Origin of the sequence: Erythrobacter sp. HL-111 (assembly GCF_900105095.1) — a bacterium.
In the GTDB taxonomy this organism is placed as follows: Bacteria; Pseudomonadota; Alphaproteobacteria; order Sphingomonadales; family Sphingomonadaceae; genus Erythrobacter.
Window position 1 is genome coordinate 1,424,795 of sequence record NZ_LT629743.1, and the last position, 14,189, is coordinate 1,438,983.

Annotated in this window: 14 protein-coding genes; 5 read left to right on the forward strand and 9 right to left on the reverse strand. The window is 68.7% G+C overall.

Translation table 11 applies throughout. The annotated features are described in order from the left end of the window. Positions 1-58: 58 nt before the first annotated feature. The 9 genes from BLU08_RS06810 to BLU08_RS06850 form a co-directional block, all read right to left on the reverse strand. A complete protein-coding gene (locus BLU08_RS06810) occupies positions 59-733 on the reverse strand; it encodes a response regulator transcription factor (protein ID WP_090197208.1) in 675 nt (224 codons plus the stop codon). Positions 734-884: 151 nt separating this feature from the next. Continuing rightward, entirely contained in the window at positions 885-1,913 is a 1,029-nt protein-coding gene (locus BLU08_RS06815) for an aldo/keto reductase (protein WP_090197212.1), read from the reverse strand. Positions 1,914-2,171: 258 nt separating this feature from the next. After that, positions 2,172-2,912 carry an SDR family NAD(P)-dependent oxidoreductase gene (locus BLU08_RS06820; RefSeq protein ID WP_090197215.1) on the reverse strand — a complete coding sequence of 247 codons (741 nt, stop codon included), beginning with the start codon at positions 2,910-2,912 and terminating at the stop codon, positions 2,172-2,174. Between the two features lie 139 nt (positions 2,913-3,051). Then, positions 3,052-4,194: an acyl-CoA dehydrogenase family protein gene (locus tag BLU08_RS06825; RefSeq protein WP_090197218.1), complete on the reverse strand. Its 1,143-nt coding sequence runs from the start codon at positions 4,192-4,194 to the stop codon at positions 3,052-3,054. Between the two features lie 90 nt (positions 4,195-4,284). Then, positions 4,285-4,632, reverse strand: a complete 348-nt coding sequence (locus tag BLU08_RS15625; RefSeq protein WP_090197221.1) for a DUF6804 family protein — start codon at positions 4,630-4,632, stop codon at positions 4,285-4,287. Beyond that, positions 4,610-5,200, reverse strand: a complete 591-nt coding sequence (locus BLU08_RS06835; RefSeq protein WP_157674474.1) for a hypothetical protein — start codon at positions 5,198-5,200, stop codon at positions 4,610-4,612. The genes BLU08_RS15625 and BLU08_RS06835 overlap by 23 nt, the downstream gene beginning before the upstream one ends. 121 nt (positions 5,201-5,321) lie before the next feature. Next, positions 5,322-6,137 carry a ferredoxin--NADP reductase gene (locus tag BLU08_RS06840; protein ID WP_090197229.1) on the reverse strand — a complete coding sequence of 272 codons (816 nt, stop codon included), beginning with the start codon at positions 6,135-6,137 and terminating at the stop codon, positions 5,322-5,324. Between the two features lie 159 nt (positions 6,138-6,296). Beyond that, entirely contained in the window at positions 6,297-7,331 is a 1,035-nt protein-coding gene (locus BLU08_RS06845) for a Fe(3+) ABC transporter substrate-binding protein (protein ID WP_090197233.1), read from the reverse strand. 110 nt (positions 7,332-7,441) lie between these two features. After that, a complete protein-coding gene (locus BLU08_RS06850; RefSeq protein WP_233996124.1) occupies positions 7,442-8,464 on the reverse strand; it encodes an ABC transporter ATP-binding protein in 1,023 nt (340 codons plus the stop codon). Between the two features lie 173 nt (positions 8,465-8,637). Here BLU08_RS06850 and BLU08_RS06855 point away from each other — a divergent pair, with 173 nt between their 5' ends. From BLU08_RS06855 to BLU08_RS15145, 5 genes are all read left to right on the forward strand, one after another. Next, positions 8,638-10,248 (forward strand): iron ABC transporter permease, encoded by a 1,611-nt coding sequence (locus tag BLU08_RS06855; RefSeq protein ID WP_233996125.1) that lies wholly within the window; start codon positions 8,638-8,640, stop codon positions 10,246-10,248. A gap of 89 nt (positions 10,249-10,337) precedes the next feature. Next, complete coding sequence (bchI, locus tag BLU08_RS06860; RefSeq protein ID WP_090197239.1) at positions 10,338-11,339, forward strand: magnesium chelatase ATPase subunit I; 1,002 nt, start codon at positions 10,338-10,340, stop codon at positions 11,337-11,339. Next, positions 11,336-13,144: a magnesium chelatase subunit D gene (locus BLU08_RS06865; RefSeq protein WP_233996126.1), complete on the forward strand. Its 1,809-nt coding sequence runs from the start codon at positions 11,336-11,338 to the stop codon at positions 13,142-13,144. Before bchI ends, BLU08_RS06865 begins: the two co-directional genes overlap by 4 nt. Next, positions 13,141-14,034, forward strand: coding sequence for an alpha/beta fold hydrolase BchO (gene bchO / locus BLU08_RS06870; RefSeq protein ID WP_090197242.1), 894 nt, complete (start codon positions 13,141-13,143; stop codon positions 14,032-14,034). Before BLU08_RS06865 ends, bchO begins: the two co-directional genes overlap by 4 nt. Further along, the gene (locus BLU08_RS15145) at positions 14,031-14,183 is read left to right on the forward strand and encodes a hypothetical protein (RefSeq protein WP_157674475.1); all 153 of its coding nucleotides are present in this window, start codon (positions 14,031-14,033) and stop codon (positions 14,181-14,183) included. Before bchO ends, BLU08_RS15145 begins: the two co-directional genes overlap by 4 nt. Positions 14,184-14,189: the final 6 nt, after the last annotated feature.

Here is a 14,189-nt window from a genome sequence, read left to right on the forward strand (position 1 = left end):
CCCTCCGCTTCCGGGCGGGGCCTGCGCCGCGGCTGCCCCGCGCGCTTCACCGCCCCGCTCAGTTCAGGTCGAAGACGTACCCCATCGAACGCACGGTCCGCAGCGGGTTGCCCCCGCCCGCCGCCTTGATCGCTCGGCGCAGCCGGCCGACCCAGACGTCCACCGTGCGTTCGTCGATCTGCGGCTCGCGCTTGCCGAGGCCGTTGATGAGGTCTTCGCGGGAAAGCACCCGGTTCGGGTTTTCCGCGAAAAACCGCAGCAGGCGGAACTCGTTCGGCCTCAGCTGGATCGGCTCGCCATCCCAGCGCGCCTGCAGGGCGGCCATGTCGATCGCGAGCGGGCCGACCTCGTAGCGCCGGGTCGAGTGGCGATCGGTGGAGCGGATCTGTAGCGCCAGCACCCGGTCGAGCACCGTGGTCCGGTCGAGCGGGCCGACCATGTAATCGTCCGCGCCCGCGCGCAGGGCGCGGCGGCGGTCCTCGACGTCGTCCTCCTCGAGCACCATGGTCACGTGCGCTTCGCAGGTGCGCGGATCGGCGCGCAGGCGGCGGCACATCTCCAGCCCGGCGAGATCGTCCATCACCCAGTCGACGAATGCCCACATCGGCCCTTCGACCAGACGTTCCGGCCCGGCGGGGCCGAGGCGGTCGAAGGTGAAGCGGCGCTGGTCGTGAACGAAGTCCTCGAGACTGTCCGCCAGCTTGCTGGTGAGGAAGATGTTGACGACGTCCATGGAGCGCCCCGCCCGGTTGCCGATGACGCTTGGCCGACCCTTGTGACGCGTTCGTGACGTGTTCCTGATGGGTTTGAAAGGCTTGTCATATTGGCACAGGAGGCGCGGCATGGCGCCCTTGCGGGGCGAAGGTCCCTGCCTCCGCGCGAACTCATTTGCCCTGATCGAGCACGCTCACCCGGTCCATCGCGGGCATCGGCATCCCCATCCCTGTCGGCCATTTCGGGCGATAGGGCGCCTCGAGCGCCGCGATCTCGTCCTGCGCGAGGTCGATCTCCAGCGCGCGCACCGCGTCGGCGATGTGGTGCGGCTTGGTCGCGCCGATGATCGGCGCGGCGACCGCTTCCCTGGTGAAATGCCATGCGAGGGCGAGGCTCGCCATGGCCTCCCCGCGCCTCTCGGCGAGGTCCGCGAGCGCGTCGATCACCGCATCGTCGGCCTCGTCCCCGGTGTAGAGCGCCTTGCCCACGCTGTCGGTCTGCGAACGCACCGTCTCCTCCCCCCGCGGCCGCGCCAGCCGCCCGCGCGCGAGCGGCGACCACGGGATGACGCCGACGCCCTCGTCCTCGCACAGGGGCAGCATTTCGCGCTCTTCCTCGCGGTAGAGCAGGTTGAGCTGGTTCTGCATCGAAACGAACGGCGTCCACCCGTTGGCGCGCGCCGTTTCCTGCGCCTTGGCGAACTGCCAAGCATACATCGAGGACGCGCCGACATAGCGCGCCTTGCCCGCCTTCACGATGTCGTGGAGCGCCTCCATCGTCTCCTCGATCGGCGTTTCGTCGTCCCAGCGGTGGATCTGGTAGAGGTCGATGTAATCCATGCCGAGCCGGGTGAGGCTGTCGTCCACCGCCTGCAGCAGCGCCTTGCGCGAAAGGCCGCCGGTATTGGGCGCATTGCGCCACGGGATGAAGGCCTTGGTCGCGACCACGATCTCGTCGCGGCGGGCCATTTCCCCGAGCAGCTTGCCCGTGATCTCTTCCGACGTGCCGCCCGAATAGCCATTGGCGGTGTCGAAGAAATTGATGCCCGCTTCCAATGCCGCGCGGAAGAAGGGCCGCGCCTCGCCCTCGCCCAGCAGCCAGTCGCCGTGCCAGCCCTTCGACGTGTCGCCATAGCTCATGCAGCCGAGGCACAGGCGCGAAACGGCAAGGCCCGAGGCTCCGAGGCGGGTGAATTGCATGGCATTCGTCCTTTCGATGGGTTGCGGCCGGATTGTGCGTCAGGAAGGCGGGCGGTGCACGCCGGAATTGGGCTGAAGGTTACGAAGTTTACAGGGTGTCACCTTTTCCGAACGCGGACAAATGCCTGGAATCATGAAGGAAAACCCCCGGTTTCCCGAAGGTGACGGACACGGGTGCGGGGCGGAAAATCCGGCGGGGATGCGGCATGGCCAAGCAATGGCACCCCCGCCGGGCGTAGGAAAGCCGTCCTGCCCGCTTCAGGACAGCGTCAGCCCGCCATCCACCACCAATGTCTGTCCGGTCATGTAGGCGGACAGCGGCGAAGCGAGGAAGAGCGCGGCCCCGGCCATGTCCTCCGGCGTGCCCATGCGGCCGAGCGGAATCGCGCGGAGCGAGGCTTCGCGCCGTTCGGGGTGGTCGGTGGTGACAGCGGTGAGCTTGGTCGGGACAAGGCCGGGGGCGATGCCGTTGACGCGCACACCGTCTCGCGCCCAGGCCTCGCCGAGCGTCTTGACGAGGCTCGCCGCGCCCGCCTTGGACGCGGCATAGGCGGGCGTGCCGATGGTGGACTTGAACGCCGCGACGCTGGAGACGACGATCATCGAGCCGCCCCTTTCCGCAAGGCCCGGATGGAAGGCGCGCGCCACGTCCATCACCGAATTGAGATTGACGTCCACCACCGCGTCCCACCCCTCGCGGGTGAATTCGGCCCGCTTGTAGCGCACCACCCCCTGCGACTGGACAAGCACGTCGACCGGCCCGATCTTCGCGGCGAGGGCATCCGCCGCGTCGCGCTCCCTCACGTCGAGCCGTTCATAGGCGAGCCCGGTGAAGTCCGAATCCTCCGCCTCGAGATAATCCCCCGAATCGGGCCGCGTGCCGGTAACGATGACCTGCGCCCCGGCGGCGCGGAAGCCCTGCGCGATGCCGTTGCCGATCCCGCTCGACCCGCCGATGACGAGGGCGCGCTTGTCGGTGAAATCGAGGGGGTCGGTCATGGCGATTGCCTCCTTTTGCGGAGAAAGGCCCCCTCCTTCCGAAGGAGGGGGTTGGGGGTGGTTCCGGCGGCCCGCGAGAAGCCAACGCCGCACCCCCGCCCCTCGATCCCCTCCCCGCGGGGCGGGGAAGCGTCATGCCTCAGATCGAGCGCGAGATCACTTCCTTCATGATCTCGTTGGTGCCGCCGAAGATGCGGGTGACGCGCGCATCGCGCCACAGCCGCGCGATGGCGTATTCGTTCATGTAGCCCGCCCCGCCGTGGAGCTGCAGCGCGACATCGCAGCATTCCCATTGCAGGTCGGTGTGCCACAGCTTGGCCGCCGACGCCTCGTCGGTGGTGAGTTCGCCCGCAAGGTGCTTGCGGATCGCCCAGTCGAGATGCGCCCAGCCGACCTGGATCTTGGCTTTGAGGTCGGCAAGGGTGAACTTGGTGTTCTGGAACTCGAACACGGTCTTGCCGAAGGCCTTGCGGTCCTTGGTGAACTTGACCGCCTCGTCGAAGGCGCGCTGCGCCGCCGCCTGCGCGCCGACCGCGATGCCGAGCCGTTCCTGCGGCAGTTCTTCCATCAGGTGAACAAAGCCCATGTTTTCGGCGCCGAGGATATTGGTCATCGGCACGCGGCAATCGTTGAAGAACAATTCGGAGGTGTCGGCGGAATGTTGGCCGATCTTGTCGAGATTCCGCCCGCGCTCGAACCCCGGCGTGTCAGCATCGACGAGGACGAGGCTGGTGCCCTTGGCGCCCTTTTCCGGATCGGTCTTGGCGACGACGATCACCACGTCGGCGTTCTGACCGTTGGTGATGTAGGTCTTCGACCCGTTGATGACGAGGTGGTTGCCGTCCTTCTTCGCCGTGGTGCGGATGCCTTGAAGGTCGGAGCCCGCGCCCGGTTCGGTCATGGCGATGGCGGTGATGATGTCGCCGCTGACCATGCCGGGCAGATATTTCGCGCGCTGTTCCGGGGTGCCGAGGCGCTCGAAATAATTTGCGGTGATGTCGTTCTGGAGCGTGAAGCCCGCCGAGGAGCCGAGATAGGACAGCTCCTCGGTCAGCACGCAGTTGAAGCCGAAATCGAGGCCGAGCCCGCCGTTCTCTTCCTTCACCGTCATGCACAGCATCCCGGCGTCCCCCATCTTTTTCCACACGTCGCGCGGCACGATGCCGTTGGCCTCATGATCGTCCATGTGCGGGGTCAGGGCTTCCGCGAAGACCTTGCGGACAGTGTCGCGGAAGGCCTCGTGGTCTTCGTTATAGGCGGTGCGGTACGAGGTTGCGAGCATGGGGGGCGTCTCTCCGGGCAAAGGGTTTTGATTTGCCACGATACAACCGCGCCTGCGGGCGGGGGTCAAGCGCGAAAGTGGGGGTGCGTTTTAGACTGGGTCGGTTGGTTCGCCTTGAGCCATCGCCTTCCGGAACTTCCAGAACTCGATCAGAATGATCCCAGACGTGACGATGTTCACAAGCTCCCAAGTGTCTCTGTCCAGAGTGATTTTTATGAAAGGGTTATAAAGAAGAGCCAAGAATCCAAATGCCCATGCCCATGCTATCCGCTTCTGACTGTGTGACAAGACAGCGATCCACGCTGCGTATCCGGTCACAGCGAGGCGCAAGATTTGGTAGTAGCCGTATGGAAAATCGCCGATCGCAGCAACGCACGCCCCAGCAAGCGCGAGGCAGACCCACGCTGGAGGGCGATCACCAGTATCCGCGTCGGGCATTTTTCGTTTCAACCCATAAGACGAAAAGCTGCAACACCAAGCCAATACCTAAAACAGGTGCAAACCAGTAAATCAGGGTAAAAAAGTCAGTCCCGTCAGGATTGATGAATGTGACCACCATCATTGCGATCACGCCAAGCTGGGAAAAGAAAGCGGGCATCGAGGCCTGATCGTTTCCTGCCTCTGCATCTTTGCGAGCCAGAAAAGACCACGGCCCGGTTGCAGCAGCATAGCCCCAAAGCATCTGAAAAAGTCCAACGCCGGAATTGTTAATGATCGCTGCGAAAACAACGACACATGAGATTGCAATTACGACATATGTCCAAATCATCGCCGGAATTCCGGCAATTAACATAAGCGGCATGCTTTCGCGCTCGGCCGCCCACTTTACGATTGGCAAAAAAATCATGCCCGGAACAAGTGCAAGCGAAAGTGCAAACGCTCCGACTAGCATCCACGCCAAACCTAAGAAAAATGCAGTCCATTCACCTTGGAATAGCATGGCGGCACCGCCAACGAGGCCAGCGAGCATATTCAGGATGATGAATGGCAAAACGAGAAGTTGCACGGCCTCAGTCCCCCAGAAGCTCAATCGCTCAAGGGTCTGAATGCCAGAACAGGTGTTGCCTTACAACGAGTAAGCAGCGCCACCACCCCCGGCCCCTCCTCTGAAGAGGAGGGGGATCAGTTTACCCCACAAACGCCCGCTCGATCACGAACTGCCCCGGCTTGTTGTTCGCGCCCTCTTCAAACCCGCGGCGTTCCAAGTCCGCCGCATGGTCCTTGATCATCGCCATGCTCCCGCACAGCATCACGCGGTCTTCGTCGGGCACAAACCGCTGCGGGCCCTTCGACTGTTCGAACAGCCGGCCATCGTCGATCAGCGCCTGGATCCGGCCCTGCGTGCGGAACGGCTCGCGCGTGACGGTGGGGACGTAGATCATCCGCTCGCGGTCCTCGTCCTCGAGCAGGGGATCGCCTTCGAGCTTGGATTCGAGCAATTCGCGATAGGCGAGATCGGCCACCTGGCGGACCGAATGGACCACGATCACCTCGTCATACATGGCGTAGACTTCGGGATCGCGCACCAGGCTCATGAACGGGGCAAGGCCGGTGCCGGTGGACAGCATGAACAGCCTCTTGCCCGGCAGCAGCGCGTCGGTGACGAGCGTGCCGGTCGGCTTCTTGCCGAGATAGATCGGATCGCCGACCCGGATGTGCTGGAGCCGCGAGGTCAGCGGGCCGTCCTGCACCTTGATCGAAAGGAATTCGAGTTCATCGGCATAGGACGGGCTCGCCATCGAATAGGCGCGCAGGAGCGGCTTGCCGTTCTCGCCCGGCAGGCCGATCATGATGAATTCGCCCGAGCGGAAGCGGAAGCTCGCCGGGCGCGTCATCTTGAGGCTGAACAGGCTGTCGTTCCAGTGGTGGACATGCGTGATCGTCTCGATCGTCAGCGCCGAGCTTTCGGTGAACTGGGTGCGGTCGATGATGGGCTGGTTCACTTAGTTGCCTCGCCGGGTCGGGAATGTGGGATGCGGCCGAGCGCTTTCACGCACCGCTTCGGATCGGCGGCGACATGGCCTGTTAGGCCCTGCGCCGCAAGGTAGTTTTGTGACATGACGGCATAGCCCGCCTTGACAAAGGACAAGGCAAGAGCGGTCTCAATTCCACCCTGCCCGGTCGAAGATCTCCACCGCCGCGCGCTGGTTGCGCCCGATCTCGGCCGCGTCGAGCTCGTCCGCCCTGAACCCGCCGAGCCGTTCGACCGCCGAGGCCGCCTCGATCCCGCTTACCGCCGGGTATTCGTTGTTGCCGTTGGCGAAATAGCGCTGCGCGCTGTCCGAAGTGAGATATTCGAGGAAGCGGATCGCGTTCTCCCGGTTGGGCGCACCCTTGACCACGCCGGCCCCGCTCACGTTGACGTGGGTGCCGGTCGTGTCCTGGTTGGGGAAGATCACGCCCACCCGATCGAACATCGCCCGCTCGGCCTCGTCCCCGCCGGCATAGCGCGCGAGGTAATAGGTGTTGACGATCGAGATGCGGCATTCGCCCGCCGCCACGGCCTCGATCTGGCTGGTGTCGTTGCCCTGCGGATCCCGCGCGAAATTGGCGACCACGCCCCTGGTCCATTCCTCGGCGGCCTCCTCGCCCTCGTGCGCGACGATGCTGGAGAGGAGCGAGATGTTGTAGATGTTCGAGGAGGAGCGCACGCAGATATCGCCCCGGAACCGGGGGTCGGCGAGGTCCGCATAGGTTTCGAGCCCCTCGGGCCGGCCTTGCGCCTTGTCGTAGATGATGATGCGCGCGCGGGTCGACAGGCCGAACCACAGGCCATCGGGGTGGCGCAGGTAGGCGGGGATGCGCTCGGCGAGGGTATCGGATTGAACGGAATCGAGGATGCCCGCCTCCTCGGCCCGCCAAAGCCGTCCGGCATCGACCGTGATGAGCAGGTCGGCGGGCGAGAATTCGCCCTCGCTCTCGATCCGCTCGATCAGCGCGTCGGCCCCGGCCTCGATCCGGTTGACCTTGATCCCGGTCTCTTCGGTGAAGTCCTCGTAGAGCCTGAGATCGGTGTCGTAATGCCGCGAGGAATAGATGTTGACCTCGCCATTGTCTCCCGGCGCGGGTCCCTCCGGGCTGTCCTCGCACGCGGCAAGGGTCAAGGCTAGAGCGCCGGCAAGGAGGGTACGAAGCATCGGGAAAGTCCTTTCTTACAGCGTCGGGAGCGGGCGATCCGCGCCGCTATTTGCGAATGCGTTGCAATATTGCACGGCTGCTTGCAAGTGCAATCCTCGCCCCCGGACGCTCAGCGGGCGGCGAAGGCGCGGGCCGAGCCCGGCCGCGGCACGACCCGGAACCGCGCGTCCCGCGCCGGAGCGTTCGCCGCCTCGATCGCGAGGTCGCGCCCGCCCTCCCCGCCCACCAGCACGCGCACCATGCCTTCGCCGGTTGCATGGACGTCGCGCACCGGAAGGCCCGCCTCGTCGGCGAACAGGTCGAGCGCGCCCGCGTGGACGAGAAGGTCGAGCCGCGGAACATCGGGCACTTCCCCGGCGAGGCTGGCGAGCGGCCAGTCGCCGAACGCGGTCGCCAGCACCCCGTCGCGCCGTTCGGCCGGGATGACCTGCGCGCCCGAAAACATCGCCCCGACCGAAGCGGCGCACGGGGCGGCGTGCAGTTCCTCCGGGCTGCCGAACTGGACGATGCGCCCCGCTTCCATCACCGCGATCCGATCGCCTATGTCGAGCGCCTCTGCCGGGTCGTGCGTGACGATGATGGTGGTCGCGCCGCGCCCCTTGAGCAGCATCCGGCAATCGCGCCTGAGGCTGCGGCGCAGCACGATGTCGACGCTGGCGAAGGGTTCGTCCATCAGCAGCACCGCCGGTCCCGGCGCCATCGCCCGGGCGAGCGCGGCGCGCTGCTGCTGCCCGCCCGAAAGCTCGTGCGGATAGCGCCCGCCGAGGCCCGAAAGCCCCACCCGGTCGAGCCATGCGCCGACCTCGCCGTGGCGCGCGCGGGGCAGGCCGAAGGCGACGTTCCGGGCGAGCGTCATGTGCGGGAACAGCGCCCCTTCCTGGAATACCAGCCCGACCGGGCGTTTCTCCGGCGGCGGGGAGCGCGTTTCGTCGGCCAGCACCTCGCCGCCGAGCAGGATCGCCCCGCGCTGCACCGGGAGCAGCCCGGCGGCCAGCCCGAGCAAGGTTGACTTGCCGCACCCCGAGGAGCCAAGCAGGCAGGTGATTTCCCCGGCCGGCGCCACGAGACTGATATCGCGCAGCGCCTGCACCTCACCATATGCATGGGCGACATGTCTGAATTCGAGGCTCAATCTGCTGTCCTTATGGCCGCCGTTCCCGTGGCCGCTGTCCCGCTGGCCGCAGTTCCGCCGACCGCTGTCCCGATGGACCGTGAATGGCTGTGCAAGTGAGCCGCATTAGTCGGACAGATGGTCCGCAGGCAAGCGCGGCGCACGGCCCCGCGCGGGCGCGGCGCGCACCGGCGATGCCGCGCGGGTGGGATTGGCCCGCCCTCGCCCTTGCCGCCCTCGCCGCGCTGCCGATCATCGCGATCCTCGTCGCCGCGCCTGCGGGGGGGATGGAGGCGCTCGCGCACATGGCGGGTTCGGTCCTGCCGCGTTACGTGGTGAACACCGCGGCGCTCATGCTGCTCACCGGGACGCTGGCGGGCGTCATCGGGGTCGGCTGCGCCTGGCTCGTTTCGGCGGCGGAGTTTCCCGGGCGGCGCGTGCTGGCCTGGGCGCTGGTCCTGCCGCTGGCGGTGCCGGCCTATATCGCGGCCTATATCTATGCCGACCTGCTCGATTACGCGGGGCCGGTGCAGGGCGCGCTGCGCGGCCTTGCCGGAAACGGGGGGGGCGGCGTCCTGCCCGACATCCGCTCGCTGCCGGGCGGGGCCTTCGTGCTCGGGATCGTGCTCTATCCTTACGTCTACCTGCTCGCCCGCGCCGCCTTCGCCGCGCAGAGCCTCGGCCAGTTCCGCGCCGCAAGGAGCCTCGGCGCCGGGCCGTGGCGCGCCTTCTGGCGCATCGCCCTGCCCGCCGCGCGGCCCGCGATCGCCGGGGGGCTCGCGCTCGTGCTGATGGAAGTGCTGGCCGATTTCGGGGTCGCGGAATATTTCGCGATTCCCACCTTCTCGACCGGGATCTTCCGCAGCTGGCTGGCGATGGGGGACAAGCAGGCCGCGCTCAAGCTCGCCGCGATCATGCTGCTGTTCGTCGTCGTCCTCGTCGCGCTCGAGGCCTCGACCCGTTCCGGGCGCAGCGAGAGCCGCGATGCGAGGGCGCGGGCGGGCACACCGCTGGTGGAATTGTCGCCAGCCCTGAAGGCGCTCGCCAGCCTCGCCTGCGCATTGCCGGTGCTGCTCGGCTTCCTCGTCCCGGTCCTGCATCTCGGCGGGCTGGCCGCGACGCCGGCGGCGCTCGGCGCGACGCGCGACCTTGCCGCCTATGCCGAAGACAGCCTGTGGCTGGGCCTTGCCACGGCGCTCGCCTGCCTCGTTGCCGCGCTGCTGCTGGTCTTTGCCCGCAGCCGTTCGCACAGCCCGCTGGTGGGCGGCGCGATCCGGCTCGCGACGCTCGGCTATGCCCTGCCCGGGGCGCTGCTCGCGGTGGGGCTGCTCGCCCCGCTCGGCGCGTTCGACGTGGAACTGACCCGCTTCGCCCGCGACCGGCTCGGCTATGCGCCGGGCGGGCTGCTGCTGACGGGCACGAGCCTCGTGCTCGTCTACGCGCTTTCGGTGCGGTTCCTGACGGTCGCCTACAACGGGATCGACAGCGGCATGGCGACGATCCCGGCCAATCTCGATGCCGCGGCGCGCTCGCTCGGGGCGGGACCGGCGCGGGTGCTGGCGCGGATCCATGCCCCGCTCCTCGCCCCCAGCCTCGCCGGGGCGGGCGCGCTCGTCTTCATCGACACCCTGCGCGAACTTCCCGCGACGCTCATCCTGCGCCCGTTCAACCTCGAGACGCTGGCGACGCGCACCTATCGCCTCGCCGGCGACGAGCGGCTGGCCGAGGCTTCGATCCCGGCGCTGATCCTGCTCGCGGCGGGGATTCTGCCGGTCATCCTGCTCCATCGCACCGCGAGCCGGTGAGGAGCGCGGAATCGCAAGGGGAAATTGTCCCCACGCAGCCATCCATCGGGCCTTGCGGGGACGGTCCCTTGGGCTAAAAGTGGCCGCCTATGGCACGTTTTCCCTTTTCCGCGATCGTCGGCCAGGACGAGATGAAACAGGCCCTGCTGATCGCGGCGGTCGATCCGAGCATCGGCGGGGTCATGGTCTTCGGCGACCGCGGCACCGGCAAATCGACCGCCGCGCGCGCGCTGGCCGCGCTGCTCCCCCCGATTTCAGCGATCGAGAACTGCCCCTATGGCTGCTCCAGGGAAGAGGCCGGGCGCTATCCCGATGTCTGCGGCAGCGGCCCGGTCAGGAAGCGCGCCGTGCCCTTCGTCGACCTGCCGCTGGGCGCGACCGAGGACCGGGTGATCGGCAGCCTCGATCTCGAACGGGCGCTGCGTTCGGGCGAAAAGGCGTTCGAGCCGGGCCTGCTCGCCAAGGCCCATCGCGGGTTTCTCTACATCGACGAGATCAACCTGCTCGAGGACCATCTCGTCGATCTCCTGCTCGACGTCGCCGCATCGGGCGAGAACGTGGTCGAGCGCGAGGGCCTGTCGGTCCGCCACCCGGCGCGGTTCGTCCTGATCGGGTCGGGCAACCCCGAAGAAGGCGAACTGCGCCCGCAATTGCTCGACCGTTTCGGCCTTTCGGTCGAGGTGCGCACGCCGGGCGAGATCGAGACGCGGATCGAGATCATGCGCCTCGTCGCCGAGCGCGAGAGCGACCCGGAGGCCTTCTCGGAGAAATGGGCGGGCGAGGACGAGAAGATCCTGAAAAAGGTCGCGCGCGGCAAGGCGAAGCTTCCCAAGCTGGTGCCGGGCGAGGACCTGCTGCGCGACGCGGCGGAGCTGTGCCTCGCGGTGGGCGCGGACGGACTGCGCGGCGAACTCACCCTGATGCGCGCCGCGCGGGCGCTGGCGGCGCTGAAGGGCGCGAAATCGGTCACGCGGGAGCACCTGGTCGAAGTCGCGCCCTCGGCCCTGCGCCACCGGCTGCGCCGCGACGTGCTCGACGAAACCGGCTCGACCACGCGCATCAACCGCGCGATCGACGAATTGTTCGGATGAACGCCGCCGCTCCGCTGGCCGATGCGGGCGGCGCACCCGACCCGATGGAGGACGCGCTGCTCGCGGCGCGGCTGTTCCTCGCGGCTCCCGCGCGGTTCGGCGGCATGGTGCTGCGCGGGAGCGGTCCGGCGCGCGATGCGCTGATCGCGGCGCTGGGCGAACGGATGGCGGCGGCGGGCCGCCCGTGGCGGCGCCTGCCGGGCCATGTCGACGACGAACGCCTGCTCGGCGGGATCGACATCGCCGCGAGCCTCGCCGCCGGGCGCGCGGTGGCGCAATCGGGGCTGGTCGAGGAAGCGGCGGGCGGCGCGCTGGTCGCGCCGATGGCCGAACGGATCGAGGACGGGGTCGCCGGGCGGCTCGCCCAGGCGCTCGACGAGGGCGCCGCAGGAAGCGGCAGGACCCCTGCGCTCGTCCTGCTCGACGACAGCACCGACCCCGACGAATGCCCGCCGGCAAGCCTGATCGAGCGCCTCGCCTTTTCCTGCGACCTTGCGGGGTCGCGGATGTGGCAGGACCTCCCCCTGCCCGACGCGCCGACGGTGGACCCCGTCGCCGTGGCTCCGCTTTCGGACGAGGCGCTGGGCGCCCTCGCCGCCACCGGCGAGGCGCTGGGCGTCGCCTCGCTGCGGGCGCTGCTCTTCGCGAGCGAGGCGGCCCGGGTCCACGCCGCGCTGGCCGGGCGGAGCGAGGCGATCGAGGCGGACCTTGCCGCCGCGGTGCGGCTTGTCCTCGCCCCGCGCGCGACGCGCCTCCCGCCCGCGCCGCAGGAAGACCAGGCGCAGCAGCCCGACCAGCCCCCGCCCGAGCCGCCGCCGCCAGACCCCGGCGACCCGCCCGAACCCGGCGAGAGCGAACAGGGCGAGGACGAACGGCAGCAACGGCAGGACGCGCTCGAGGAAATGCTGGTCGAAGCGGCCGAGGCGGCGATCCCGGCGGACCTGCTCGAACAGCTCGCGCAGGGCAACGCGCCGCGCCGCACCGGCGGCGCGAGCGGGACCGGGCAGAAGAAGAAAGCGCGGATGCGCGGCAAGCCGCTGGGCGCGCGGCCCGGAATGCCGCGCGGGGGCAACCGGCTCGCGCTGATCGACACCCTGCGCGCCGCCGTGCCGTGGCAGCAGGTCCGCCGCCGCGAACGGGCACGCGACAGCCGCACCGACGCCGGCGGCGAGGCCCCGATCCTGATGCGCAAGGAGGACCTTCGCATCCGCCGGTACGAGGAGAAGGCCCCGCGCGTCACGATCTTCGCGGTCGATGCCTCGGGCTCCGCCGCCGCCGCGCGCCTCGCCGAAGCCAAGGGCGCGGTCGAGCTGATGCTGGCGCAGGCCTATGTCACCCGCAGCGAGGTCGCGCTGGTCGCCTTCCGCGGCGAGACCGCCGAATTGCTGCTTCCCCCGACCCGTTCGCTCACCCGGGCCAAACGCGCCCTGTCGGGCCTGCCGGGCGGCGGCGGGACCCCGCTCGCACTCGGGCTGAAGGCGGCGCGCGAATGCGCCGAAAGCGCGATCGGCAAGGGCCGCACGGCCAGCCTCGTGATCCTGACCGATGGGCGCGCCAATATCGACGCGAACGGCCAGCCGGGCCGCAGGCAGGCGGGCGCGGATGCCGAGGCGGCGGCGAAGGCCATCGCCGCGCGCGGGATCGAGGCGCTGGTGGTCGACATCTCGCCCCGCCCGGCGCGCGAGGGGCCGGCGCTGGCCGAGGCGCTGCGCGGGCGCTTCCTCGCTCTCCCCCGCGCCGATGCGAAGACGCTCCAGACCGCGATCACCGCCGCCCAGCCCGGCGCGCGCAGGGCAGCGGCATGAGCCGCGCGCTCGACTGGAACCGCGAGGGGCGCATCTGGCCGCACCGCGAAGCGAGCGCCTTCGTCCCCTCGGGCGGCGCGACCTGGCACGTCCAGCGCATGGGCCCCGCAGGCGCGCCGCAGGTGCTGCTGCTGCACGGCACGGGGGCTTCGGTCCATTCCTGGCGCGACGTCATGCCGCTGCTGGCGCGCGATCACGACTGCATCGCGATCGACCTGCCGCGCCACGCCTACACCCGCGGCCATTCGGTCGAGCACACCGCCCTCCCGCGCATGGCCGGGAAGGTCGCGGGGCTCGTCGCGGACCTCGGGCTCGACCCGGCGATCATCGTCGGCCATTCGGCGGGCACCGCGCTCGCGATCCAGCTCGCGCTCGACCATGGTTTCTCCGGGCCGATCCTCGGGCTCAATTCCGCGCTGCGTCCGTTTCCCGGCCCCGCCGCGCAGGTCTTTCCCGCACTCGCCAAGGCGCTGTTCGTCAACCCGCTCGTCCCGCGCATCTTCTCGGCGACCACCATGCTGCCGGGCGAGGCGGACCGGTTCCTCAGGCGCTCGACCGGTTCGCGCATCGATGCGACCGGGCTCGCCTGCTATTCGGCGCTGCTGCGCAATCCGGGCCATGCCAAGGGGGCGCTGGCGATGATGGCGAACTGGGACCTGCCGCGCCTCAGGGCCCGGCTCGGCGAGACGAGGAACCCGGTCCTGCTGGTCCATTCCGACAGGGATGCGGCGATCCCGCTCGACTGGACGCGCGAAGCGAGCGGGTGGCTGCCCAACGCCTCGCTCGAGGTGATGGAAGGCTTCGGCCATCTCGCCCACGAGGAAGCGCCCGACCGCGCCGCCGCGCTGATCCGGGACTTCGCCGCGCGGCACGGGGCGGCCTGCTCATGAACTTCGGCTGGATCGAACTCGTCTTCTTCTACGGTTTCGCGATCGGTTTCGGCGTGTGGCAGGTCGTCAAGACCGACCGCGAACTGAAGCGCACCCGCGCCGAAAGGGAAGCGCGCGAGGCGGCGGAGCGCGAAAGGGATGCGCCCTAGGCCCCA